This window comes from Clostridium sp. CM038 (genome assembly GCF_055081105.1).
In genome coordinates this window covers 1,479,876-1,504,909 of record NZ_CM143651.1, presented here as the reverse complement: position 1 = coordinate 1,504,909, position 25,034 = coordinate 1,479,876, and the positions used below count along the sequence as shown (strand labels likewise).

Sequence of the window (25,034 nt, the reverse complement as noted above, 5' to 3'; positions counted from 1 at the left end):
GTGTATTAAGTTAATACACACTATACACTTAGGGAGGTGATAAGGTGATATGAAGATTTTAATTTCAAATATATCCAATATGCCCCTATACCAACAAATAAAAGACCAACTAAAAGATATTATTTTTAAAGGTGAGATGTCTGAGGGTGATCCACTTCCATCTATCAGAAATTTTGCCACTGATTTGAAAGTAAGCATTCTTACTATTCGTCGTGTCTACAATGAATTAGAGCAAGAGGGATTTATTACAAGTCAGGTGGGCATTGGCACTTTTATTTCTGCTGGTAATTTAGAGCTGCTTCGTGACTCTAAACGGCGTATTGTTGAACAAAAAATGCAGGACTTAATTCAAACAGCAAAGACGTTAAAAATTTCTAAAGAGGAATTAAATGCAATGATGAATATTTTGAGTAGTCACGGAAACTAATATGTAAAACTTAATTATGTATAGAGTCATTATAGTGCTATAAATTTTATATTCAGAGAGCAGTTAGGAATAAAAATAGGTATAGCAAACAAGCCTACACGATGCAGGAATTTTCAGAAAAAAGTACTTAATTGTCAAACAGCTACTCTAATAAATTTAAAATACTAAAACCTGAAACTTTAAGTCTTGCATCTAGATGAATATTAATTCCAGCAATCATAGTCATAAATGAATAACGTTTTTTACCATGTATTCGTAAAGTATGAATTTTATAATCATTTAGAATACGATTGTTTATACGTTCTGAGCAGGTTCTAGTTTTATAAATAGTTTTCCATTGTTTTGAGCCGCGAGGCACAGGAGTAAACAACCGCAAATCCCATGATGGTTTAGTGTAGATTACTCGCCCATAAGGTGAAGGTGAGCACTGTTCACAGCAAGAGCAACTAGCAACCTTTTTTAAAACTAAAGGGCAACGCCATTTAAGGCGTGAACGACTTTTTTCATAACCGTTATAGACCATTTCATGGCCACCAATACAGATAGGAAATCCTTTTTCATTAATATCTAGAGTAACTGGATATTTTGAATTTCCTTTGTTTTTGGAGTTCAGATCAATAAAGGGATTAATGTTCCATTTAGAACATAATTCATATGTAGGGTAGTTATCATTAGCTGAGTCAAGAACATAATTTGATATAGTGAACTGCGGTAACAGTTCTCTAAATTCAGCTAATGCTACTATTCCAGTGACACTGTCGTGTCTGCTTGCCTCTACAAATCGTAGATAAATAGGTAGATCTATCTTATATTTTTTATTATAGACAGATAAAGCATAGAGAGTGTAGCCATAAAACCAACGATTTTCATGGCTGTCCCAACCCCAATTAGCATTTATGTCAGAAAGTCTACGAGGGCATTTGCAATCGTAAATTCCATTTTCACGGCAGTCACAAACTTTAGAACCATAGTAAGAAGACTTACAGTGAACACAAGTACCATCGCCGCCAACTGTAAGGTTATCTTTTTCTATTAAGTTAAGATTAAAAGAGGGTTCTACAGCAACTAATGAGAATATTTTTTGAAGCAGCCTTTCGGCTCTTAGGGAAAATGAGCGACCAGCTTCAAAAAAATCTGAAATTCTCTTAACAACACCAGTTTTTTTATTAGGAAGCTTTTTATTTTTCCCGGGTGCCTTAATTTTAGAGGGTTTCTTCTTATACGAATATATTTTTTTTAGGTTTACCCTGTCGGTAGACAGATTTGAAAGCCATAATCTAGAGATAAAATCATAATGAGCACCAAGTGATGGGACATTATTTTTAGTGCAGCCTATACAGGTTGCAAGTAACTCACAGGCATGAATCTTTTTAACCCAGTTGGTAATGCTTGTTTCCTTTTGAAAAAGCATTAAAGAAAATGAACGAAATATCTCAGGTTGAAGAGTTGCAGGTCTACCAATATTAGAATAATAAGGTTTTAATATCTCTCTAAGAATATCTAAGTCTAAGCAATACAACTTAGAGATAGAAGGTTCAAGTTCTATAATTTTTTTAGGAAAAGCTTTGTAGAAACATGAGAGATTTAAAATAATAAATTGCTGATAATCAGCATGAGAGCTCCAATTTTTAAGCATAAAATAATCCTCCTATTAAAACATGTCTTTAAGAGGAGGACCGCAAAATTTTACAGGCTTGTCAAGTGTTTTATGCAAAAAAAGTGGGGGAATCAACAAAAATTAATGATACTAAAAATGAGTAATCACAGGAGCTAAGGAGTTTCCGTGAAAGCTCTATTTTATATGAGGGGGATGAACAATGAACAATGTATTAGAAGTATCAGGATTAAATAAATCTTATAATAAATTTGCCCTTTCCGATGTTAGTTTTTCTTTACAGGAAGATTGTATTACAGGTTTTATAGGTATTAACGGGGCTGGTAAAACAACCACTATACGGACCATTCTTGGTCTTGTAATGAGAAGTGCCGGTACTATCAAATTCTTTGGAAAGGATATTGATAAACATGGGCATGAGTTGAAAAACCGTATTGGAGTTGTGCTGGATGATGGCTGCTTTTATGATGAATTGACAATGAAAGAAATGAAAAGCATTATTGCACCGTCGTATTCAAGTTGGAATGAGCAGGATTACAAAACCTATATGGAACGTTTTTCACTCAATCCACGCCAAAAGATTTCAACACTTTCAAAAGGTATGCGTATGAAGTTCGCATTAACTTTGGCACTTTCCCATGAGGCAGACTTACTTATTATGGATGAGCCTACAAGTGGACTTGACCCCTTAATTCGAAGCCAATTCATGAATATCTTGACAGATTATATGAAACAAGGTGGCAAGAGCGTTTTCTTTTCAACTCACATAACTTCAGATCTTGATAAAGTTGCAGATATGATAATTCTTATTAACAATGGCAAAATTTTATTCGAGGAAGAAAAGGATACATTGATTGATACCCATCGATTAGTAAAAGGTGATAGCAAGGATTTGACTATTGAAACCAGAAAACTGTTCTTAAATATTCAAGAAACAGGATTTGGATTTACTGGTATCACCAATAAATTATCTCAAGTTCAAAAAAGCATAAAAGACATTTTGGTTGAAAGACCTACCATAGAAGATATTATGCTGGGCTATGTCGAAGGAGGGGGAAAATAATGCTGGTACATCTTGTTAAAAAAGATATCTTACTTATAAAAAAATATTTGCTGCTTTTAGTTACTTTTCCATTTGCTATACCCCTTTTTATGATGATACAACCATCCCAATTTTGGGGGCTTAGTGCTTTTTTGTTATCGGTGATTTTTTCGGTGTTTATGTTGTATCAATATGTTTTGATGGCCGAAATGAAATACCCTAAAGCTGAAGCTCTGCTGTGTTCTACGCCATACTCCCGCAGTAGTCTTGTAAAAGCAAGATATGCTTTTCTCCTATTGATCTTTGCTTATTGCTGTGTGGCATATAACGTATTAGCACTGCTATTTGTCAAAATTGAATATCTTACTCCATACAACTATCTTATTGCACTGCTGATTTCAGTAATCCTATTTGGCGTATACACACCTGTACAATATAAATTTGGCTTTGAAAAAACAAAGTATTTCTTCATGATATTGATCATGGGAACTCCATTTTTATTGACTGTATTAATAAAAGCCAATATTAAACTCGATTTTACGGTATTGTCTGCAATGCCTATATTGGTCCAGTACTTGATACCGATTGTGGCTATAATTGCTATCCTCTTTATTTCTATGAATATATCTATAAACATTTACTCAAAGAAAGAATTGCTATAACAGCAGTATAACTTATACATTTTGAGAAAGGAGCGATAACTATGCATGCTATACCAACCCCAGTAGTAATAATATGTGTGCTGTTCCCCTTTGTGTATTTAACTACAGGCAATGGATTTAGTTAAATCAAAAGTAAAATTAGATACTAACGAAACTTTTAATACAACTAATCAAAGATTCCAGAGAACAGGTATTTATAATGGTGATGATTATTACGCGATAGGAAAATCTTACAAAGATCCTGTTAATCCTGAACAAGAATATTCCTTATGTTTATATTTAGTAAACATTAATACTGGCGCAATTACGCAATTTACACAAGGAATATGTACACCAATAAATTAACTTTTGTACTAATTAATTCACTATCTTGTTAATTTATATAAAAAACACAGTAGAGAAAGTATAACTCTACTGTGTTTTCACATTTTAAGATTTCCAAGTAAATTAATTCATCTAGTTTTTATTTCTAGTTCCTTGATTAGCAGCTTGCACGCTAGCATTTCCATTAACCTTATATCCATTTTTAGCATTTTCACTATCTAAACTATTAGCCATAAGGCTTTGATCTTTTTGTTTCATGGTCATATTTTGGCTCAGACTATTTTCACTATTAGGTATAATATTTTGATTGTTTTCAGCTATGGTTTTATTTTGACTCATAAAAAGCATCTCCTTTACTAATTATTTTATATTATAATGCCCATAAGTTAATGATAATATCATATTTAGTTGAATTTGAGAGTTGCTAATCAATAAAAAAAAGCCTACCCCTAGATTTCTCTATGAAATAAACTTTTAGAGTTACATATATTTTATTAATAACAAGGGAATTTATTCATTGACCCCTGTTATTTTTACCAACTAAACCTCCGCCATTACCTGATGATGCGCTTTGTGATCCATAGATTGATGCTCTCTTATTATTTTTTTGCGTGGAAGATTTTGCTTTTCTTTCTTCAATAATTTTTTTCATTATTTCCATGTTTTTGTTTATATCATTTTTCATATTTTTACCCTCTTTTTTTTATTTTTTACGGCTTAAAAAAACTTCATAACTAATACCTTCTAAATTAATATTCACGATAAATATTTTCAAGGTAGGTCTTGTTATTTTACTAATTTATTATACCCTACAAACAGCCTTTTGAGCAACACTGCTTGTCTGTTTTATCTCTGTAATGGGCCAGACCCTTGGGAAATTATTCAAGTTAAAAAAGCTCTTCAAAGATATTTATGCTATGACATACAGTTGTCAATTTTAAAATGCTATCCTACTATTTTTCATATAATTCTATAGGTAAATCATCTGGATCACTAAAAAAAGTAAATTTTTTCCCCGTAATCTCATCAATTCTAATATGCTCAGAAATTACATTCTTATCAGCCAGTTCTTTTATCGCCTCATCAATGTTATCTACCTCAAAAGCAAGATGCCTTAGTCCTCTTGCTTCAGGATAGCTCGCCCTTTTAGGTGATTGCGGAAAAGAAAATAATTCTATTTGATAATTCTCTCCAACACCTAAGTCGAGCTTATATGATTCTCTATCTTTTCTATATGTTTCTTTAATGATTTTCAAATCTAAAACATTAACGTAAAATTCTTTAGATCTTTCATAATTTGTGCAAATAATAGCTATATGATGAATCTTATTTAACTTCATTTTTTTATCTCCTTCTTTATATTACGTACGTATTTTCTTTCGGATGCACCACAGTTTAAGAATACTGTGAAGCATTTAGTTTTCTATTAATATATACATATGATATTTTAATACTAACATATATTCTACTTAAATCACTAGTTTGCAAATTTTTTCACACCAGCGTATTATTAATATAGGAGATGTAAATGCATATATTTTTTACTCATACTCATCATTATTATTTATATATCCCTCCTCCACTAACAATCATTGAAATTTCTTCTTAAATAACATTTATTATTAATTGAAAATAGTTGTTTACAAACATCTATTACTATGATATTATTAATTTATAAACAAAACAACAGAATTTAATTAGTACAAGAGATGGAAGTGATTCCACAAAGATATTAACCTTCATTAGATAAACTAAAAGAATTGCTAATAGAAAGGGGATAGTCCAATGTTTCAAATTAAGTTGTTAAAGTTTTTAGAGGTTAGTACAATTTATAAATAAGAGGTCTTTAAGATATGTGATAAGACAAAGAAAAATACTTTAGTTAAAAAAATTACTAATCTCTACTTAGTTCAAAATTAAATATTTGTATATATATAAGGGAGTTCACAAAGTGAACTCCCTTATTCATAATAATTCTCTGTACCATCCCAGTAACAACATCTGAGTTTAAGATGATTAATAATTATGTAGTCCTAAGCAATAAATATATATGATTGTATTAAAATTAAATCTTTAGTTAAGAAGTTATCAAAAATACTCTATAGTCAGTCTTCTAGCATTTTAATAAATGTTAAATCGTCTATTCTTAATGACACTGGTTGCTGTAAAGTCAAGCCCTTAGGTGCACTACCACTATAAAAAAACAGTGCATTATTTGTTGGATCATTTCCACTGAGTGCTTCATTTGCGGCCTTAACAGCACTTGCCTGTGCAGGTCTATTAATGTTACCATTTAGTATTGGAGTAAATTGATAAAAACCATTTGTTTTTTCATTAATAACAGCACTGATTGAATTTGGAAAACTGCTGCTCTTAACTCTGTTTAAAACTACAGCGCCTACAGCAACTTGAGCTTTATAAGATGCTCCTCCTGCTTCGGCAGTTATTAATCTTGATAGCAAGTCCAAATCACTTGAGTCATTTTTGATTGCTATAGGTTTAGTTTGCACTGAAGTATAACTAGCTATTTCTGGAGTTTTTACAACTTGTTTAGGAGATTCATTCCGTTTGTTATTAGCTTTTTTTGAATCAATTAATGCTTGTTTTTCTTCTGTTGCTTGTCTTGCTTCATTAGCTTGATCTATTACCAGTTGTGCGCCATATTGATTTTCTAGGGCATTCAATTTTAATGCTAATACATCTTGGTCTGATTTTTGTTCTGTTAAAATCGCTAAATTCTTTTTATTCTCAACCCTTAAAGATAGCAACTTTGTATTTTCTGCATCTAGCGCTACCTTCTTTAAATTAATTGCTGCTTCTTTTGTTTTCATATTTTTCATAACCTTTTGATCAAATGTTACTACCCTTTTAATATTTTCTACTCTGGATATAAAATCATCCATACCATTTGAGCTTAGCATAATGTTTAGATAGCTTGATGACCCATTCATATACATTACTCTCATTCTTTTATTAAAAATAATCTGTTCTGCTTTGATATCAACCTCTGCTTTTTCAATATTTATTTTTGTTTGCTTAATATTCTTTTGTGTTATAGCTATACTGCTTTCATTACTATCGATATTAGACACAATTGTTTCACGCTTATTGTTCATAATCTCAACTTTGCTTTCAAGGTCGTTTCTTTGAGTTTGAACCTGATGAATTTTTGCCTTATCTGATGCAGAATCTGCATATACGGTAGTAGAACCAACGCTTATAATTACACCAAGTGCCATTACGGCTGAAATAATTTTTTTGTTCAATTTTCCATTCCCCCTACATAATATTTTATTTTTAAATATATTATGTTTAAAAGTATTTATCATCTGAACATAATAACATACAGAGATATGTTTAGCAAATATTGGTCTTTGAATTATTTGTAATATGGCGCCCAGTTATCAAATTGTCTATCATATATATTCTGTTCATTTTGAGGCTTTTCTGTTAATAGCTTCTTAAGCTTTTTTCTTCCAATATAAGTAATAAAAAGACTATAATTAGCTTTATATCCAATCTAATCACAGTCCTATTTATTATATGTTTAGATCGCTTCGTCTATTTTAGAATTTTTGGAGATTTTATCCTCAAGAAAAAGAAATTTAAAGTATCTTGCTAAAACATAAATAACGATTAAAACAGCTAGTACTTCTTGAAATTTAACCAAATATTTTAACATATATATTGGTTCTTTAATATTAACTAGATACCCATTAAGTTGCTTCATAGCAACTGCGCTTATCACCATTGGAAAAGTAAAAGCAGAATAACTTGGGTAAAATTTAGTTTTAAGTAGCTTTGGTAAATACAAAATCACCACTAAGAACATTATAAATGCTAGACCTCCTAAAAAGCCTAATATAAAATTATTTTTCACTGTAAAACATGCTAAATATCCAGCTAAACATAAGCTAGCTGGAGCCGCGAATATTGAAATAGTTGGTAGTGCCGGCTCTTGAATTCCCTTAATAAAGAATGTCCTATAAATCACAATAGGCAACAATAATAAATATGATATAAGGCCAAACCAGAAAATACCTTTTCCAAGACTAATTAAATTATAGGTAGGTGCAGTCATACTTGCTACCACAATACCAACATAAACTACAAAATAGCTTGGAAAAACTTTTTTTATATCAAAGTTAAAAATAAATTTTGCAGTAAAACAAATTAGTAAAAAACAATGCAGTAATAAACCAAAAGACCACACACCAAAGGATATTGAATGAGCATACGGAACTATGTAAGTTGCCAAAATCATTAAACCCATAGTAAAAGTAATCATTACGCTGGCAACAACTGGGTTTTTAAAAGACTCTACTACACTTTTTGTATCAAAAAATATCTTAAATATAAGGAGTACTAATATTAATGAAGCTACAACTCCAAAGATGTTCCTGTATATATCACCATAAGATAATAATAGATTACCAGTTGCTGCTAAAGCTAACATTAACCCTGCAATTGGTACAGGAGTTTTTTCTATCAGGCTTTTCATTTTTTTACCACCTTATTCATCAATATTTACAAGGCCGAGCTCTCTAACTATAATTTGCGCAGCTTTTTCAGCTATTTCCCCAGTAAAGGAAATGCATTGTGCTTGATGTTCTCCAGAAGTCATGTCCATTCCGTGAGTAAGGACTTTACAACATAACACCTTATGGTTATTTTTAAAGCTCTCTTGTAATTCATTAGCAAACTTAAGAGCATTTTGCACCTTAGGATCTCCAGCTGTTGTTCTTCCAAAGAAATAACCTATGCACATTACTCCGCCTGATACAGCACCGCAAACACATTTTGATTTTCCTATTCCAAGAGGAAATCCTGAAGACATTGCAATCATCTCATCTGGCATTGGAATTTCAAAATTGTTTTTTATTGAGCTAACAATAGCTTCGGAACAAAAAAAATCACCTTTTCTGAATGACTCTTCTGCATCTCTTCTTATTTTTTTAATACTAACTTCATTTCTCATAAATTGCCCCCTTTTAATAAAATATTCCACATACTATTATATATGTAATATTACAGCAAGTCCACTAATTAATTGAAACACATGGACACCACCAATGGCCGCAAACAAATTGTGAACACAATTCCTTTTGTTATGGGTAACTTTTTAAAATTAAATCAAAAAATAAAAGGTGTATTCTATACCATAATTAGGTATAAAATACACCTTTTGTTAAATCATCACCTTCTGTGCTGCAATATTAATATACTTATAAGTTTAAGAATTCTCTCATAATATTACTTATTTCATTGGCCATAGCTTCATTTTCCATTTCAGAAAATACTCTTAAAAGCGGTTCTGTGCCAGAGAATCTTGCTATAATCCAGCCACCATTTCTAAAATATACCTTTAAGCCATCTTCGTAGTTTGTTTTTTCTACTTTATAACCAAAATTTGGGATTAACTTATTTACGAAAAGTTTTGTCCTTATCTGTTCCTTGTCTTCTATGCTGAATTTATAATCAGATTCTGTCATGTAGAAGTATCCATATTGCTTATGAATTTCTTCAAGTAATTCCGATAAGCTTTTTCCTGTTACACTAAGCAATTCGATTAGAAGGCTAGCAGCAAATATTCCGTCTTTTCCCTTAATATGCCCACGAATAGTTAATCCACCACTGCTTTCTCCTCCGATTAATGCATTCTTTTCTTCCATTTTTGAGCTTATGTTCTTGAAACCAACTGGAACCTCGTAGCATTCCTCACCAAAGCTCGCTGCTATTTTATCTAGGAGGTGAGTGGTTGCAAGGTTTCTTACAGCTCCACCTTTCCATCCCTTGTACTTTAATAAATAGTAATATAACACAGAAAGAATATCGTTTGGATGAATAAAGTTACCTTTTTCATCTATGATTCCAAGTCTATCAGCATCCCCATCTGTCCCTATCCCGATATCATATCCTTTTTCAACTACTAAATCCTTTAAACGATGTAGTGTGTGTGTGCTTGGGGAAGGTAATCTTCCACCAAATAAGGTATCGTGTCTATTATTTATTATTTCAACCTCACATCTTGCAGTTAAAAGTATAGTTTGAAGGCAAGTCTTTGAAACTCCAAACATTGGGTCAAGAGCTACCTTTAGTTTGCTATTCCTTATAGACTCTATATCTATCATGCTGATAATTGAATCTATAAATTCATTAAACGGATCTATAATTTCAATTAAACCATCTGCTATTCCTTTATCAAAGATAACAAGCTTAACATCATCTATAGTAATATTGTTTATAATTTCTTCAAGACTTCTTGTAACGTCTTCTTTAGCATCTCTTCCACCCCTGGTGAATATTTTGAGTCCATTGTAATCAGCTGGGTTATGGCTTGCTGTTACAGCTGCACCATAGTATGCATCTAAAGAATTCACAGTGAACATTATTAGAGGGGTAGGTGCAGATTTTCCTACTAAAAAAACCTTTATTCCATTTCCAGCCATTACTTCTGAAACCCATTTTGCTGATTTGTCAGATAAAAATCTATTATCATAACCTATTACAAAGCCACTGCCCTCACATTTTTCATTTTTCATAAGGTTTGCAAGAGCTTGAGAAAGAAGTTGTACATTTTTTTTTGTAAAATCTTCGCCTATAAAAGCTCTCCATCCACCAGTACCAAATTTAATCATATTTTTAACTCCTTTACTAATTTTAATATACTTACTTTTATTAGCCCATTATAGCAACTATAATATTTTGTGAACCAGCTTTTTGTGGCTTAATAGCACCTTCCACTGCCGTTCCATTTAAAATTATTTCTTTAATACCCTTCTGTACTCCATTTGGATTTTTTATGGTTATATTATAAGTTGCTCCACGCCATAGACGAGTAACTTCGAATTCTGTCCAATCTCCTGGTATACATGGATCTATAATCATGCCATCAAAGTTAAGACGAACTCCTAGCATGTAGTGAGTTGCTGCATAGTATGCCCAACCAGCACTTCCTGTAAGCCATGGGTGCCTTGCTCTACCGTGAGCTGTATGATCTTTTCCCATCACGAATTGACAGTATGAGTATGGTTCGGCTTCACGAGTCTCTATCATATCATTTTGATTATAAGGTAATAATGCGTCGTAGAACTTCATAGCACTCTCACCACGTCCAATCATACATTCAGCAACCCAAGCCCAAGGATTAGGATGACTGAAGATAGCTCCATTTTCCTTAACTCCCTTGTATACACGAGTTACGAAACCTATTCCATCATTTGGTTTGGTATAGGATGGTGATGTTAAGTGTAGACCAAAGTCTGAATATAAATATTTATCTACCGCATCCATACAAGCCTTAGACCTTTCTGGGCCCGCTACACCAGAAATAACAGCCCAAGTGTTTGACTCAAGGTGAACCTTTCCTTCTTCATCTTTTTGAGTTCCTATTTTTTCTCCATCCGATGTAATTCCACGAATATACCATTCCCCGTCCCAAAGCTCATTTTCACATATTTTTTTAACTTTACTCGCTATTGCGCTATATACCGATACATCTTCTGTTCTACCTAAGAAGTTAGCACATTCAACAAAGTTGTTAAGTGCCCAAAAATGCAGGAAAGATACTAGAGCACTTTCCCCTCCTACAAGGTTTAAGCAGTCATTCCAGTCTGCTCTAAGACCTTTACATATCCCTGTAGCTCCAACCTGCGACCTTGAGAAATCAAGTATTTTCTTCATGTGATCATATACCGTGGCTTCTCCTCCATCAGCAAAAGTAACCATCGTATCAAACAACTGGACTTCACCAGTTTCTTGTACATATTCACATATTGCTGCAATTAGCCATAATGCGTCATCTGAGCATGCATCCTTTAATCCATGTACTACATCTGACATGTTTGGAGTCGGTAAAACTGTTGGTGATTTTGAAGGTAAAATTTTAGCAACCTCTGAATCAAACCATTCTGGTTGGAATAAATGTAATCCGTAGCCTATGCTCGACTGTGCACGAAGAAGTTCAATTATACGTTGTTTGCACTTTTTAGGATTTGTATGAGGAACACACATAACATCTTGAGCAGTATCTCTATATCCAAGTCCTGTTCTTCCACCTACTTCTATAAATGAAGCAAATCTTGAGAACACAACGTTTGTTTCTGCTTGATAAAGGTTCCATGTATTTATCATGGTATTCATGCCTTCATTTGGTGTCTTAATCTGGAATGCCGATAATTTCCTTTCCCAGTATTCGTTAAGTTCATCAAATGCTTTATCTACAGTAGCAACATTTGAATATTTAGCCTTCATTTTCATGCCTTTAGCCCTTGCACCAACACCAACCATAAATATAAGTCTAGTTTCTTCTCCTGGAGCTAAGATTACTTTTTTATGTAAAGCACCACAGTGATTTCCACCGAGTTCTGAGCTCCCACTACAAATTCCCTTTTCTACAGCTATTGGATTATCTTCAGTGTGGTAGTTTCCTAAGAATTTATCTCTTAAACAATCATAGCTCTCTGGTTTAAAACTCGATGCTATGTATTGATAACCTGTCTCACCATTATCATAAAAAAGATCATTTTCTATAACTCCATCTTCATAACTAGAACCTGATGCGTATAAGCTCATCTGGAAGTTTTCATTATCCATATCAATATTTTGGAATGAGAACTCTACATAAGAAAACACACTTAATTTACGTGGAGTTGTTCCATTGTTCTTTATCTTTACATCCCATAATTCTACATCATCGTTTACTGGAATAAACAAAATCTGTTCTGCACTTATATCGCTATATTCGCAGGAAAATTTGGAATAAGATAGCCCATGACGGCATTTATAATTTGCCTTTTTAAGGTCTTTGCCAACTGGCTGCCAAGAAATTGTCCAATAGTCGCTAGATTCATCATCACGAAGGTAAACATAGTGGCCAGGTCTATCTAGTGGTACGCCGTTTGGTCTAAAACGAGTTATTCTATTGTACTGTGGCTTTTTATAGAATAGGTACCCACCTGCATTTTGAGAAATTACAGCACACATATCCTTTACCCCAAGATAGTTCGTCCAAGATACTGGTACATCAGGGCGTTCAATAACATATTCCCTGTTTACATTATCAAAATATCCATATTTCATTTTATCTTCTCCCTTTACTATAATTTAATTGTACTACTAACTTGATTTAGTTCTTCTTTAAATAACTCCTTAGCATTGCTGGATATTTCTAAAGTACAAGCACAGTAATATTATCAAATCCTTTCAGTTAGGTTGGTTTTCCTTATCCCTTAACAGCACCAGCCATCATACCCTTAATTACATATTTTTGAGAAATTACATAGAGTGCTATCACTGGAATTATTGTTATTGTGAGCGCTGCCATCATCGCACCATAATCCGTGTTAAACTGGCTTGAAATTTGTGTTAAAAGCACACTTATAGGTCTTAATTCCCCTGTAAGATATACAAGTGGGAGAAGTAAATCATTATAAGACCATAAAAAAATCATTATACCTGAGGTTGCGAGTATTGGAGTAGACAATGGGATTATTATTCTCATAAATATTTTTGGTATACTACACCCATCTATTATCGCAGCTTCTTCAAGCTCAACAGGAAGAGACTTCATAAATCCTGTCATCATAATTATAGCAAAATTTAAAAATCCAGCAGTATGTGGTACTATTACAGCTAAATAAGTGTTATTAAAATGAAAAAACTGCAATATTTTAATATTAGGAATAATAACTGCAAACTGTGGAACAAGCATACTAGCAACTAAAAGTATCATTATTGGTCCATTTAAAAAGAACTTAAATCTTGCTAGTACAAATGCAGCCATTGCTCCAAGAATTAATACTAATACAACAACAGTACCAGAAATAACAAGACTATTAAAAAACCCCCTAGGAATGTCTATTTGAGAATATTTTCCAAGCGATTTGAAGTTATCTAAATTAAATTTAGTTGGAAAACTAAGAGCGCTAGAAATTATTTCAGATGAACTCTTAAAGCTATTCATAATAACCCATGCTATTGGTGCAATGGTTGTTATACCCCATGCTATTAATATAAAATGTGTAATAATCTTCGACATCTTAACTTTTGAATTAATATGCTTTTTTTCTATATAAATATCTTTTGAAACTTTCGAATTTAACATACTCTAACACCCCTCCATAACAACTAATAACTTATTGGATCTTTCCTTGATATTAATGTAGTAATAATCGTCAAACCAATTCCTATAACAACCATAAGAATAGATAGTGCAGACCCATAGCCTTGATTCATAGATTGGAATGTAGTTTGATATATATATGTGCTCAAAACCTGACTTGAATTCATAGGACCACCCTGCGTTATTGTAAATATAATATCAAAAACCTTTATAGCTGATGTAATTACCAAAGCAATAGTTGTAATTATTACATCCCTTATAAGTGGAAGTGTTATATATATTGATTTGGTTAATCCCGTTGCACCATCCAAAGATGCTGATTCATATATATCACTTGGTATTTTTGTAAGTGCGGTCATAAATATTACAAAATAAAAACCTGTCATTTGCCAAATATACGGCATCATAGAAAGTAATGCTGAAGATTTTTCAGTTAGCCATATTGTCTTTGACATACCAAATACACCTAAAATGTTATTCAAAAGACCTGCATCATACTGATATGTAAGTGAGAACAAAAGTCCTATTGCGGAACCTGATACTACAACAGGAAAAAAGAAAACTGTCCTATAAATCTTAAAACCCCTCTTGACTCCATCCATTAACATAGCAAGGAGTAGAGCGAATCCAATTTCAAATATAATACATAATACTATTAATAATAGTGTGTTTTTAATTGCTATCCCAACTACTGGGTCATGTAGAAGTCTCCGATAATTTTCTAAACCAATAAAAGACTTTTTCATTGAAAAATAATGCCAATCAGTTAAACTAAAATATAATGTTTGGATTAGCGGATTGAATAGAAAAACCGTAATTAAAGTAAGGGCTGGCGCTAAAAATAAAAAAGCATATTTTTTATCCTTTAAAATCATATTCATTACTCCCCGAAACATTATTTTAAAATACACAATGATCAATAAAATTTATTATATATTGAGCATTGTGTATTATTAATTAAAAATATTATTAATTAGAGATATTACTACTGAGTCTTGACTATTTTACTAATTTTTGTGCCTCATCGAGTACTTGTTGTGATGTCTTCTTTCCAGAAGCTATATATTGCATACCTTTCCATATAGCTGTAAAGGCTTCCTGATTCATATTATCTCCAGCAGGACCAGTCATGCTAGTAGCTTTAGTCGTAAAGTCACCGATATTTTTTGCTAGTGCACCACCTGTAGTTGAAGATGGTACATTTTCAAGTGGAACCCCTCCTTTTTCAGCAAACTTAGCGAGTTGTTCTGGCTCTGTCATAAACTTAACAAATTTAATACCAGCTCCATTTTTCTTATCATTAAGAGCCTTAGTTACATACCAACCTGTGCCTGTACCACCAATGATGTCATTAGCATTAGCTTTTGCACCTGGTACTAGTGGGAACGGTATTACACTAACATTTTCCATACCCTGAAATGCTCCACCTGCCCAAGAACCTGAAATAAACATTGCAGCTTTCTTATCAGCAAAAGCCTGAGAACAAGCAGCTTGTTTAATTGTTAAGGCATCTTTTGTAAATGCTTTTTTATCATAAAGGTCTTTAGTTAATGCAAGTGCTGGAGCCCAACTCGCATCAAATAATTTACTATGACCGGAAGCTCCACCTTGTGAAAGTAATAATGTCTCAATTAAATAATGTGGTTCTTCAGCAAACGAACAAGCGATTGGGGTTATGTTCTTTGCATTAAGTACTGGAATAGCCTTTATAATATCTTCATAAGTCTTAGGAATCTCAAGTCCGTTATTCTTAAATAAATCGGTATTTATCCATACTCCTTCAAAAAAACCAATGTAAGGAAGTGCATAAAGCTTACCATTATACTTTGCAGCATCTAGTCCTGATTTCTTAAAGTTTGCAGCCCAAGTAGCATCTTTAGCTAATTCATCTTCCCAAGAAATTACCTTACCGGAATCAACAAGCGGTTTTCCAGATGCGCTATTAAATCCGTATGTTACATCTGGTTCATTACCTGAAGCGAAATCAGTATTTATTTTTGTTTTAAAAGCCTCACTTGCAGCAGAAGTAGCTTCATCTATAACTTTAATTTTCGGATTTTTAGCTTGGAAATCTTTTATAGCCTGTTGCCATACTTCGGTGTATGGGTCTGCACCAGTAAAAGTTGTTTCTACTCTAATTGTTACTTCCGTCTCCTCTGCAACTGTTGTACTTGTAGCTGAATTCTTGCTACCGCATCCAGCTAAAGCTGAAGTTAAAACAGCAGTTGTCATGAGCAAACAAAACAATTTTTTGGATTTCTTCATTTTGATATCCCCCTATTTTTATTTCTACAATATTATTAAAATATTAAATTATGAGCTTTGTGCTTATTAATAATACTGATTGAATCTTTTCAAATTAGCAAGTAAATGTTTACATGATACTTCTTACTTACAATCATATTATAACATTCATATCAAAAACTTAAATCAGTCCATATTGGTATTTATTTGTTTATTTTGGCTTGTCTCCAAAATATGGTAATTTACACATATGAATCAATGCTTTTTTGTGATAATTTCTTTTTAATATATAATTAGTTCCGGAATTCATTCAGCCTAATATAAGGTATACTTATAGAAAACATATTAAAATTAAAATCAGCTTATGAAAGGACTTTTATTATGACAAAACATTCTATGAAATCCAAGCTTATTATTATTGCAATTCTATTCATTCTTTATCCTATAATAATTATTGGCTATTTAGGATATGTGAATTATTCAAAAACGATTAAAGAAAAAGCTATAATGGACTATCAAAGTGCGGCCCAACAACTAACCCATTCGCTTTCAGACAGAATGGATAAGCTTAACCTTTACTCTATACAGCTTTTTTATGATAGTAAAATAATTGATACCAACACTTTAATTAATACTAATAATTTAGATTTTATATATGAAAACAGTTTTCAACGGTATTTACAATCTTTACTTTTCGCTAAATATGAGCTAAACGAAATTCTCATTAAATACTCTGATAGTGGAAAGGTTTTTCAAGCAAATAGAGCCTTTGCTGCTACTACGGATTGTTACGCTAATATGGATAAGTTAAATGAGATAGCCATAAAAGGAAAAGGCTCTCCAGTGTGGTATGTAGCAAGTAAAAACGGGAAAATAGATGGTATATACTTAGCAAAATCCATATACGATTCATTAAATGTGAATAAGGTAGTGGGTCTTTTAGCCCTTAAAATAGATAATCAATGTTTTATGGAAATATTTAACAATACCATGATTAACTCAAAGCAAACTTTGGGTCTCTATAGTAGCGATGGCCAATTAATATTTATAAATGATAGTTTTGATGTAAATACTAATAAATCCATACAATCTTTTCTTAATTCTAATTTAGACAAAGGTGAAGGAGAGATAAAGACTAAAAGTGACTCTCTATATATGATATATGACACAATTAAACCAACCAAATGGAAACTTGTTGTTGGAATTTCAGGAAACGTATTGTTTAAAGAGATACGAAAGGTAGCCAAATTTAGTATAATTCTATGTATAGCCACTCTTCCCATTTGCTTATTACTTATAAATTACTTATATAATACAATGATACATCCACTGAAGGTATTAATAAAAAGAATGAAGGAAATAGAAAATGGTAATATGGGTGTAATAATAGAAAGTGATCGCAAGGATGAATTTGGTTTCGTATTTCGTACCTTTAATAAAATGTCGAAAAACATAAAGACCCTAATTGATACAGTATATAAAGAGCAAATTGTAATGAAGCAAGCTGAAATTAATGCATTGCAAGCTCAAATTAATCCTCATTTTTTATATAATACACTTGAGTCCATTAACTGGAAAGCAAAAATTCACGGTGATGATGAGGTCAGTGAAATGATTTCTGCTTTTTCGTACATTATAGAAGCAAACCTAAATAGGAGCAACGAGAAATTTATTCCTGTTTATAAAGAAATCGAATATATCCAAAGCTATAAATTCTTAATACAGAAACGATTTGGAAAGAAAATAGGATTTAATTTAAATATTGATGAAGACACCCTAAATAACAGGCTTCCTAAGCTTTTAATTCAACCTATAATTGAAAACACAATATACCATGGACTTGAAATGAAAAAGGGTGGAGGAACAGTAGATATTATAATAAAGAAGGAAAACAATCAACTAATTATTACTGTGGCAGATGACGGGTTAGGTATTGAAAAAAGCAAATTACTAGCCCTAATAGAAGACATGAGTGATGATAAATTTCCAGAGTCAGAAAATTTCTTGGATAATTCTAAGATTGGCGTAATTAATGTGCATCGCAGAATTAGACTACTTTATGGTAAAGATTACGGACTAACAATAGAAAGTCAAGAGGGTATGTGTACGATTGTTACAATTAAAGTACCCGCCGACATATAAAAGGGAGTGTATATTAAATGTTTAAAGTACTTATAATTGATGACGAAGAAATCATAAGAGAAGGCCTAAAAACTGTTATTGATTGGAATTCATTAGGGTGCAGCGTTATAGGTGAAGCCTCAGACGGGGATGAAGGACTAGAAATGATTTCATCAATGCAACCTGACATTGTCTTCACTGACATTAGGATGCCAGGTTTAAATGGTTTAGAAATGATCTCTAAACTAGAAAAACATAAGCATGAATGTAAAATAATAATATTATCTGGCTTTAGAGATTTTGAGTATGCCCAACAAGCTGTTAAACTTGGAGCCTTTAGATTTCTTCTTAAACCCACAAATACTAAGGAATTAATCCTCTCCATTAAAGAAGCTATTCTTGAACTTAAAAAAGTAAAATCAAATGAAGAAATCTTTAAGAATTTGAAAAGAAAAGTTAAAGAAAATTACAATTTAAGTGATGACGTTACAATCATGGAAGATAAATCACTTAATACTAATGAAAAAAGTTCTAAGTTTCTTGTAGTTAAAGCCCTGTCTTTTATGAAGGAGAATGTAGCTATGGGCTTAACCTTAAAAGATGTATCAGCCTATTTATATATCAGTACCTGGTACCTTAGTAAGCTGATAAAAAAAGAGACTGGTAGTAACTTTATTGATATCTTAAGTGAAATACGTATTGATGAGGCTAAAAAACTATTACTTCAACCCCAATATAAAATTTATGAGGTTTCAGCAATGATAGGTTTTACAGACGTAACTTATTTCAATAAACTCTTTAAAAATAATACTGGTTTAAAACCTACGGAGTATCGAAATAAGATTTTTAATAATGAATAGGAATCAAAAGCTTCCAGTTTTTATGTAGTCTTTATAACTTAAAAGATTCTAGTGGATTAATCCACTAATCCTCTATTTTTAGTAATTTCATTTAATTTCACTAAATTGTTAGAAATTACAAAAGCAAGTATAGCTGGTATAATCCATGCAAATCCTAGATTGGATAAAGGAACATATTTAAAGAACCCAATGCTATTTGCTGTTAAATCATTTATAGTATTTAAAACACTTACTATTAAAACTGTGTAGGTAGTTATAGCAACTACCTTATTATTTTTCACTATATCGCCAAGCAAGGTAGTAACTATTAGAACAATTACAATTGGATATATAATTTGTAAAACTGGACCTGCCAATTTAATTAAACTATCAACATCCTTTGTAGCCATTACTCCACTTACTAAAGCCATACTAATAGCAATACTTTTATAAGATAATTTCCCCTTAGAAAGTTTAGCAAAGAATTTTGATCCAGCTGAAAGTATTCCTATAGCAGTCGTTAAACATGCAATAGTAACACATAAACTAAGTATAACACTACCAATACTACCTAGGTCTAATCTAACAATTTCTGTAACCAGACTAGTTCTAGATATACTTTTTGAGAACAAAGTAGTCGTTTGAGTTCCAAGGTACATAAGTCCAGTATATACAAAGGATAAACCGATTAAAGACACTACAGCCGATTTCATAGTTATCCTCATTATATCTTTTGAGCTTTCATAACCTCTTGCCCTAATAGATGCAAGAATTATTGATGAAAATATAACACCAGTCATAGCATCCATTGTTTGATATCCTTCTATTAAAGCTTTTGAGAATCCACCTTGGTAAGATGTAGATACAGTTGGCCCAATAGGATCTATTATTCCTTTAACTATAATTATAGTTAACATTAATAAAAGTGCTGGTGTAAGTATTTTACCTATATTATCAATTATTGAAGAAGGTTTAAGCGCAAATGCAAGCACTATTGCAAAAAAAGCTATAATCGATATGTTTTGTCCAATTAATGGAAATAAAGGATGTATTCCCAGTTCAAAAGTTGTTGCAGCAGTTCTTGGAATTGCGAATAAAGGTCCTATTACAAGAATTAAAGCAATAGAGACTATCACAGAAAATATTGGACCTACCCTATCTGCCATTTTTTCGAAAGTACCATTAATTTTAGCACAGGCAATTATTGCACATAGAGGAAGACAAACTCCTGTAATAAGAAAGCCTATAATTGATAATAAAACTGAGTTCCCTGCTGCTTTTCCTAATGTTGGTGGAAAAATTAGGTTTCCTGCGCCAAAGAACATTGCAAATAATGCAAAACCTATAACTATTGAATGCTTTGTTGAATTTTTGATTTATGTAACCTCCCTCTTAATTAATCTTTATAGTTTTTATAATAAATAAATCAGTACTTCTTTTAAAGATGATTTACTTTGTACATATTAACTTCATATTCATATAAATAGAAACAGAACTTGTCGGTAAATTGGAATTCAGCTATTACAATGATTACTTTCTCCTTAAATACAAACAATTACCTGTACTCCAAAAAAATTATACAATTCTCCTTTCAACTTTAGATCTAAAATTATTATTAATATCCCATCTTACCATTTTTTCAGTTTACTGTCAATTTCCCTTAGTAATGGAATTAGACTACAAAAAAAATTAAACGGCCTTAGCCCATGGAATTTAGGGCTTTATCCGCTTAAGTCAATTTTTATTATTTCCCCTTAGATTTTAAGATATATTCTAAGATTTTTTTGTAATATTTGTTTTATTTATGGTAATTCGTTTATTTGATATTTTTACAATTAGAGGCAATATTAATCCTAAGCATAAAAGTACAAATGGTGTTAATAAATTAAGCACAAGTTGGAAAGTATACTCTGATGAGCTTGGTTTTACTTTTGGGAACATTCCCATAATGCATGCAAATGCAGTAAATGCAAAACACCATGAACCTATTATGAATGCTATCTTATCATTTTTTATAAATTTATATTCAGAAGATAATTTCTTTTTAGCAAAGCCTCTTAAAGCCATGTATGCTAAGAATACCCACAAATATCTTATTGGCATAACAATTGAATTTAGATCTAATAACCAGTTGTACAGGGTATTCATATCTCCAATACCTAAGGCTGGTACAATTATTAAAACTCCAACTAAAACAGCAGTCATTTTGTATCCATTAATTGGAGCTCCATATTTATTTGTTTTCATTAGACTAGCAGGAATATATTTTTTATCTCCTTCTGCAAATAATATTTTTAAAGGAGCATCAATGGAGAACGCTAATGCAGAAATTTGAGCAAGCATATTCGCAATTGCATATAAAATTAAAAATAAATTTCCTACGCCATAGTAATTACCCAATGTTTTAAATGCGTAGTACTGTCCATTCATTTTTAAATCTACTGGAATGTTATTTCCATCAAACATCATTCCCATTGCAACTGAACCTAATAATGCTGACATTGCTACCATTATTGCAAGTACAATCATTCCCTTTGGGAAATTTTTTGATGGCTCTTTTGTATCGTTAACATAAGGTGCTATTTTTTCACAGCCACCTATCGCAAACACCAGCATAGATATTGTAGTAAAGTATGCAAAGTTAAAATCCGGAATAAAAGATTTTAATGTTATGTGTGCTGTTGCAATTTTCACTCCTGTAATTGAAGGTGCTGCAATCATCATCACTATGTATAACATTGACATTACAAATACTGATGTTCCTGCTATGGTTCCTATTTTTTTCAATGAATTAACACCTCTTGAAGCAAACCACAGGAAAAATAAAAATAGTACTAATGTTACTGATTGTAACACTAATGGGCTAAAACCATTAATGAATTTTCCATTTTGTGTTACTACCCATCCTAATGCTATTAAAATTGACTGGGGTTTTTGTGCTAAATATGGTACATGCACTACCCAATAAGTCCAACCTGCTAAGTAAGCTAATTTTGTACCCATTGTAGATTTTATCCATGTACTAACTCCTGCTTTTCCGTCCTTAAATGTAGAACCTAATTCCCCTACCATTAATGCATAAGGTATAAAATATAATGAAATAATAATTATCCATGATCCAACAACTTTTAACCCTTGATTTGCAAAGTTATTAACAACATTCCCAAATCCCCATACCATAACAAAAGCCATCAGCGCTAGATTTTTCCATGTAAGTTTTTTAACCCCTGTCCCATTCATATTATGAACCCCCTCCAATTAATTAATATTCTAGGAATCGTTTACAAATCTTTCATTTCCTAAAATTTTCTATAAATCCTTTTCATATTAACATCATTCACACTTTTTTGCAATATTTTACATTGTTTTATATATTATTATTAAATTCACTTAACTCAATTCGTTTTTCTACTACGAGCCCCTAAAATTAAGAATAACAAAACCTATAAGTAATCATATACTGTATTGTAAATACTTTAAGGAGTTAGTTAAATGTATATTGATGAAGATACTATTAGATTTTATAATCCAACGTATAACTATGAACTAGAAACTCAAGATTTCCCTTTAATGTATCCATACAGACAAATGGATGATTTTACATCCTTCGCACAAGGGCCTCAGGGTGGACCGTCTTCTGCACCTCCAAACTTTACACCATCGCAGCCTCAATCACAACAATTTGGTGCTACCCCTCTAGCTATAGACCCAGGTGCAATTAGACCTTGCCTCTATAGATTTGTATATATATGGCCAAGGAGAGAAAGAGGCTTCTGGGCATGGCTTACATTTGTTGGTCCTAGATCTATATCCGGTTTCCGCTGGAATAGAAATAGATGGAGATTTTTCGGAATGGATTTGAGAAATATTAATAGTTTCCAATGTTTTTAAAATATTAATTAAAGAATCGAGGAATAAAGATGGAAAAATTCCAACCTTTCCATGGTATGATTACCATGATTAATGACTTTTGGATAGGGGCAAATGAAGAAGGCGCGGGATGTTATAAATTAATGTCTGTAGAAGACGTATATGGAACTTTAGTTAATTTCGTGGTTACGCCGACTACTTACTTTGTAGACCATGTAATGGTGATACCTGGAGATATGGTAACTGGCTTTTATGATGCAAATGCACCTGTTCCTTTCATTTTTCCGCCACAATTTAGATCAATTGTTATGGCAAGAGATACACAATATCAAAATGTGAAAGTAGACTATTTTAACGATAAGTTGGTTAGTAGCGATAATAATTTAAAATTAAACATTGCCCCCAATACTCAGATAGTTTTAGAAAATGGGCAATCATTTAGCAATAACCCTACAAATCGAAATCTAATTATTGTCTATGGCGCTACCACAAAGAGTGTACCAGCTCAGACCACACCATATAAAATTATTGTTATGTGTTAGATATTTTTTGCATTTTTAATGTCGTTGAAAAATCCACTTTGGCTCTCATAACTATATTAACATAGATTGTTCGTTTCATTTCCATTCTTTCTCTCTAAAAGATTGGTGATGTGACGGACAATTTTTTATAGCTTTTATCAACACAGCTTATCTGCATCAATTCCAATCTCTGTAAGGGAAATAAGTCATTCCTTTTGTGTTTATTTATATTATTTAATAATCAATGAAATAATTTATCACCTAAAAGCATATAGATATTTTATATGAATTAAATTTAGATGCTATGGGGAAAGTTATAAGTTTTATTAATTATGTTAAATTATTATTAGGGGGCGTTAATTTCGAACAAGAAAACTTTCAAAAAAGGAAGCTTCGTAATTAGTTTTGTGCTTATTTTATCCTTTGTTCTTTCGTCTTTTTTATTTGACTTATCATTTGCAGCTACACAAAACAACACCTTAAAAGCAGTACAAGGTCATCTAGCTAGGCAACCTACAGCTTCAAGTACTACTTCACCATACGACAGTACCTACTATGCATCTGCAATTGGTAAAACAGGCATAAGTCTTAAATCAACATTAAACGATATCATTGATAATCATACTAAGCTTTCTTATAAACAGGTTTGGGATGCATTAAGAAATACAGATGAAGACCCAAACAATGCAAATAACGTGATCTTGCTTTATACCGGACGTTCCCAAGGAGAGCTTACAACTGGAGGCGGAGTAGATAATTGGAATAGAGAACATGTATTTGCAAAATCACATGGTAATTTTGGAACTACCGCAGGAGCTGGAACGGATTTGCATCACCTTAGACCAGCCGATGTATCTGTAAACAGCGCAAGAGGAAATTTAGACTTTGATATGGGTGGTACACCTAATTCTGAAGCACCTCTATGTAAATCTGATAGTGATTCCTTTGAACCAAGAGATAGCGTAAAAGGGGATATCGCTAGGATGCTGTTTTATATGGCAGTGCGTTATGAAGGAGAGCATGGAGAAGTAAATTTAGAGCTAAACGAATTAACCAATAATAATACAGCTCCTTATATAGGTAAATTATCTGTTTTATTACAATGGAATGCCCAGGATCCAGTTGATGCTTTTGAAAGACACAGAAATGATGTAATCTATAAGAATTATCAACACAATAGAAATCCATTTATAGATCATCCAGAATGGGCAAATTTGATTTGGAACTAATTACTAAAAAAACTAAC

22 protein-coding genes are annotated in these 25,034 nt (G+C 32.1%); 8 read left to right on the top strand and 14 right to left on the bottom strand.

All coding sequences use genetic code 11. The features are described 5' to 3' along the window. Positions 1–49 precede the first annotated feature (49 nt). Entirely contained in the window at positions 50–427 is a 378-nt protein-coding gene (locus tag ACWJKS_RS06835; RefSeq protein ID WP_462960798.1) for a GntR family transcriptional regulator, read from the top strand. Between the two features lie 142 nt (positions 428–569). Here ACWJKS_RS06835 and ACWJKS_RS06830 read toward each other — a convergent pair whose 3' ends face one another. Beyond that, complete coding sequence (locus ACWJKS_RS06830) at positions 570–2,063, bottom strand: hypothetical protein (RefSeq protein WP_462959674.1); 1,494 nt, start codon at positions 2,061–2,063, stop codon at positions 570–572. Between the two features lie 181 nt (positions 2,064–2,244). On the opposite strand from ACWJKS_RS06830, the gene ACWJKS_RS06825 reads away from it, so the two are divergent. Together ACWJKS_RS06825 and ACWJKS_RS06820 are read left to right on the top strand one after the other, a co-directional pair. Next, a complete protein-coding gene (locus ACWJKS_RS06825; RefSeq protein WP_462960797.1) occupies positions 2,245–3,105 on the top strand; it encodes an ABC transporter ATP-binding protein in 861 nt (286 codons plus the stop codon). Further along, positions 3,105–3,746, top strand: coding sequence for an ABC-2 transporter permease (locus tag ACWJKS_RS06820; RefSeq protein WP_165412279.1), 642 nt, complete (start codon positions 3,105–3,107; stop codon positions 3,744–3,746). The genes ACWJKS_RS06825 and ACWJKS_RS06820 overlap by 1 nt, the downstream gene beginning before the upstream one ends. Before the next feature lie 456 nt (positions 3,747–4,202). On the opposite strand, the gene ACWJKS_RS06815 is transcribed toward ACWJKS_RS06820, so the two are convergent. From ACWJKS_RS06815 to ACWJKS_RS06765, 11 genes are all read right to left on the bottom strand, one after another. Beyond that, positions 4,203–4,409 carry a hypothetical protein gene (locus tag ACWJKS_RS06815; protein WP_165412277.1) on the bottom strand — a complete coding sequence of 69 codons (207 nt, stop codon included), beginning with the start codon at positions 4,407–4,409 and terminating at the stop codon, positions 4,203–4,205. A gap of 175 nt (positions 4,410–4,584) precedes the next feature. Continuing rightward, positions 4,585–4,755, bottom strand: a complete 171-nt coding sequence (locus ACWJKS_RS06810; protein WP_165412276.1) for a hypothetical protein — start codon at positions 4,753–4,755, stop codon at positions 4,585–4,587. A gap of 268 nt (positions 4,756–5,023) precedes the next feature. Continuing rightward, on the bottom strand, positions 5,024–5,410 hold the full coding sequence (gene gloA2 / locus ACWJKS_RS06805) for an SMU1112c/YaeR family gloxylase I-like metalloprotein (protein ID WP_165412275.1): 387 nt from the start codon (positions 5,408–5,410) through the stop codon (positions 5,024–5,026). Between the two features lie 765 nt (positions 5,411–6,175). Continuing rightward, positions 6,176–7,336 (bottom strand): cell wall hydrolase, encoded by a 1,161-nt coding sequence (locus ACWJKS_RS06800; RefSeq protein WP_462960796.1) that lies wholly within the window; start codon positions 7,334–7,336, stop codon positions 6,176–6,178. Between the two features lie 281 nt (positions 7,337–7,617). After that, complete coding sequence (locus tag ACWJKS_RS06795) at positions 7,618–8,571, bottom strand: TDT family transporter (protein WP_220286941.1); 954 nt, start codon at positions 8,569–8,571, stop codon at positions 7,618–7,620. 12 nt (positions 8,572–8,583) lie between these two features. Next, positions 8,584–9,048 carry a C-GCAxxG-C-C family (seleno)protein gene (locus ACWJKS_RS06790; RefSeq protein WP_165412273.1) on the bottom strand — a complete coding sequence of 155 codons (465 nt, stop codon included), beginning with the start codon at positions 9,046–9,048 and terminating at the stop codon, positions 8,584–8,586. A gap of 247 nt (positions 9,049–9,295) precedes the next feature. Continuing rightward, positions 9,296–10,708, bottom strand: a complete 1,413-nt coding sequence (locus ACWJKS_RS06785; protein ID WP_216303741.1) for a phosphoglucomutase/phosphomannomutase family protein — start codon at positions 10,706–10,708, stop codon at positions 9,296–9,298. A 40-nt stretch (positions 10,709–10,748) separates the two neighbouring features. Continuing rightward, a complete protein-coding gene (locus ACWJKS_RS06780) occupies positions 10,749–13,151 on the bottom strand; it encodes a GH36-type glycosyl hydrolase domain-containing protein (RefSeq protein ID WP_220320079.1) in 2,403 nt (800 codons plus the stop codon). A gap of 142 nt (positions 13,152–13,293) precedes the next feature. After that, complete coding sequence (locus ACWJKS_RS06775) at positions 13,294–14,175, bottom strand: carbohydrate ABC transporter permease (RefSeq protein WP_165412270.1); 882 nt, start codon at positions 14,173–14,175, stop codon at positions 13,294–13,296. A 23-nt stretch (positions 14,176–14,198) separates the two neighbouring features. Next, positions 14,199–15,068, bottom strand: coding sequence for a carbohydrate ABC transporter permease (locus ACWJKS_RS06770; protein ID WP_216303743.1), 870 nt, complete (start codon positions 15,066–15,068; stop codon positions 14,199–14,201). Between the two features lie 124 nt (positions 15,069–15,192). Then, entirely contained in the window at positions 15,193–16,458 is a 1,266-nt protein-coding gene (locus ACWJKS_RS06765) for an ABC transporter substrate-binding protein (protein WP_216303744.1), read from the bottom strand. Positions 16,459–16,818: 360 nt separating this feature from the next. Between ACWJKS_RS06765 and ACWJKS_RS06760 the strand changes: the two genes are divergently transcribed. Beyond that, the gene (locus ACWJKS_RS06760) at positions 16,819–18,579 is read left to right on the top strand and encodes a cache domain-containing sensor histidine kinase (protein ID WP_462960795.1); all 1,761 of its coding nucleotides are present in this window, start codon (positions 16,819–16,821) and stop codon (positions 18,577–18,579) included. 17 nt (positions 18,580–18,596) lie between these two features. Next, entirely contained in the window at positions 18,597–19,418 is an 822-nt protein-coding gene (locus ACWJKS_RS06755; RefSeq protein ID WP_462960794.1) for a response regulator transcription factor, read from the top strand. A 56-nt stretch (positions 19,419–19,474) separates the two neighbouring features. Here ACWJKS_RS06755 and brnQ read toward each other — a convergent pair whose 3' ends face one another. Further along, the gene (brnQ, locus tag ACWJKS_RS06750; RefSeq protein ID WP_258280763.1) at positions 19,475–20,773 is read right to left on the bottom strand and encodes a branched-chain amino acid transport system II carrier protein; all 1,299 of its coding nucleotides are present in this window, start codon (positions 20,771–20,773) and stop codon (positions 19,475–19,477) included. A 397-nt stretch (positions 20,774–21,170) separates the two neighbouring features. Further along, positions 21,171–22,637 carry an amino acid permease gene (locus tag ACWJKS_RS06745; RefSeq protein ID WP_462960793.1) on the bottom strand — a complete coding sequence of 489 codons (1,467 nt, stop codon included), beginning with the start codon at positions 22,635–22,637 and terminating at the stop codon, positions 21,171–21,173. Positions 22,638–22,889: 252 nt separating this feature from the next. Here ACWJKS_RS06745 and ACWJKS_RS06740 point away from each other — a divergent pair, with 252 nt between their 5' ends. The 3 genes from ACWJKS_RS06740 (at position 22,890) to ACWJKS_RS06730 (ending at position 25,017) form a co-directional block, all read left to right on the top strand. Beyond that, complete coding sequence (locus ACWJKS_RS06740) at positions 22,890–23,288, top strand: hypothetical protein (RefSeq protein ID WP_224578878.1); 399 nt, start codon at positions 22,890–22,892, stop codon at positions 23,286–23,288. 29 nt (positions 23,289–23,317) lie between these two features. After that, positions 23,318–23,809, top strand: a complete 492-nt coding sequence (locus ACWJKS_RS06735) for a hypothetical protein (RefSeq protein WP_462960792.1) — start codon at positions 23,318–23,320, stop codon at positions 23,807–23,809. A gap of 386 nt (positions 23,810–24,195) precedes the next feature. After that, on the top strand, positions 24,196–25,017 hold the full coding sequence (locus tag ACWJKS_RS06730; RefSeq protein WP_462960791.1) for an endonuclease I family protein: 822 nt from the start codon (positions 24,196–24,198) through the stop codon (positions 25,015–25,017). Positions 25,018–25,034 lie beyond the last annotated feature (17 nt).

Bases quoted from the DNA above. Each gene is read 5' to 3' on its own strand.
- ACWJKS_RS06835 (WP_462960798.1), top strand. From the start codon at position 50: ATGAAGATTTTAATTTCAAATATATCCAATATGCCCCTATACCAACAA.
- ACWJKS_RS06830 (WP_462959674.1), bottom strand. From the start codon at position 2,063: ATGCTTAAAAATTGGAGCTCTCATGCTGATTATCAGCAATTTATTATT.
- ACWJKS_RS06825 (WP_462960797.1), top strand. From the start codon at position 2,245: ATGAACAATGTATTAGAAGTATCAGGATTAAATAAATCTTATAATAAA.
- ACWJKS_RS06820 (WP_165412279.1), top strand. From the start codon at position 3,105: ATGCTGGTACATCTTGTTAAAAAAGATATCTTACTTATAAAAAAATAT.
- ACWJKS_RS06815 (WP_165412277.1), bottom strand. From the start codon at position 4,409: ATGAGTCAAAATAAAACCATAGCTGAAAACAATCAAAATATTATACCT.
- ACWJKS_RS06810 (WP_165412276.1), bottom strand. From the start codon at position 4,755: ATGAAAAATGATATAAACAAAAACATGGAAATAATGAAAAAAATTATT.
- gloA2 (WP_165412275.1), bottom strand. From the start codon at position 5,410: ATGAAGTTAAATAAGATTCATCATATAGCTATTATTTGCACAAATTAT.
- ACWJKS_RS06795 (WP_220286941.1), bottom strand. From the start codon at position 8,571: ATGAAAAGCCTGATAGAAAAAACTCCTGTACCAATTGCAGGGTTAATG.
- ACWJKS_RS06790 (WP_165412273.1), bottom strand. From the start codon at position 9,048: ATGAGAAATGAAGTTAGTATTAAAAAAATAAGAAGAGATGCAGAAGAG.
- ACWJKS_RS06785 (WP_216303741.1), bottom strand. From the start codon at position 10,708: ATGATTAAATTTGGTACTGGTGGATGGAGAGCTTTTATAGGCGAAGAT.
- ACWJKS_RS06780 (WP_220320079.1), bottom strand. From the start codon at position 13,151: ATGAAATATGGATATTTTGATAATGTAAACAGGGAATATGTTATTGAA.
- ACWJKS_RS06775 (WP_165412270.1), bottom strand. From the start codon at position 14,175: ATGTTAAATTCGAAAGTTTCAAAAGATATTTATATAGAAAAAAAGCAT.
- ACWJKS_RS06770 (WP_216303743.1), bottom strand. From the start codon at position 15,068: ATGATTTTAAAGGATAAAAAATATGCTTTTTTATTTTTAGCGCCAGCC.
- ACWJKS_RS06765 (WP_216303744.1), bottom strand. From the start codon at position 16,458: ATGAAGAAATCCAAAAAATTGTTTTGTTTGCTCATGACAACTGCTGTT.
- ACWJKS_RS06760 (WP_462960795.1), top strand. From the start codon at position 16,819: ATGACAAAACATTCTATGAAATCCAAGCTTATTATTATTGCAATTCTA.
- ACWJKS_RS06755 (WP_462960794.1), top strand. From the start codon at position 18,597: ATGTTTAAAGTACTTATAATTGATGACGAAGAAATCATAAGAGAAGGC.
- ACWJKS_RS06745 (WP_462960793.1), bottom strand. From the start codon at position 22,637: ATGAATGGGACAGGGGTTAAAAAACTTACATGGAAAAATCTAGCGCTG.
- ACWJKS_RS06740 (WP_224578878.1), top strand. From the start codon at position 22,890: ATGTATATTGATGAAGATACTATTAGATTTTATAATCCAACGTATAAC.
- ACWJKS_RS06735 (WP_462960792.1), top strand. From the start codon at position 23,318: ATGGAAAAATTCCAACCTTTCCATGGTATGATTACCATGATTAATGAC.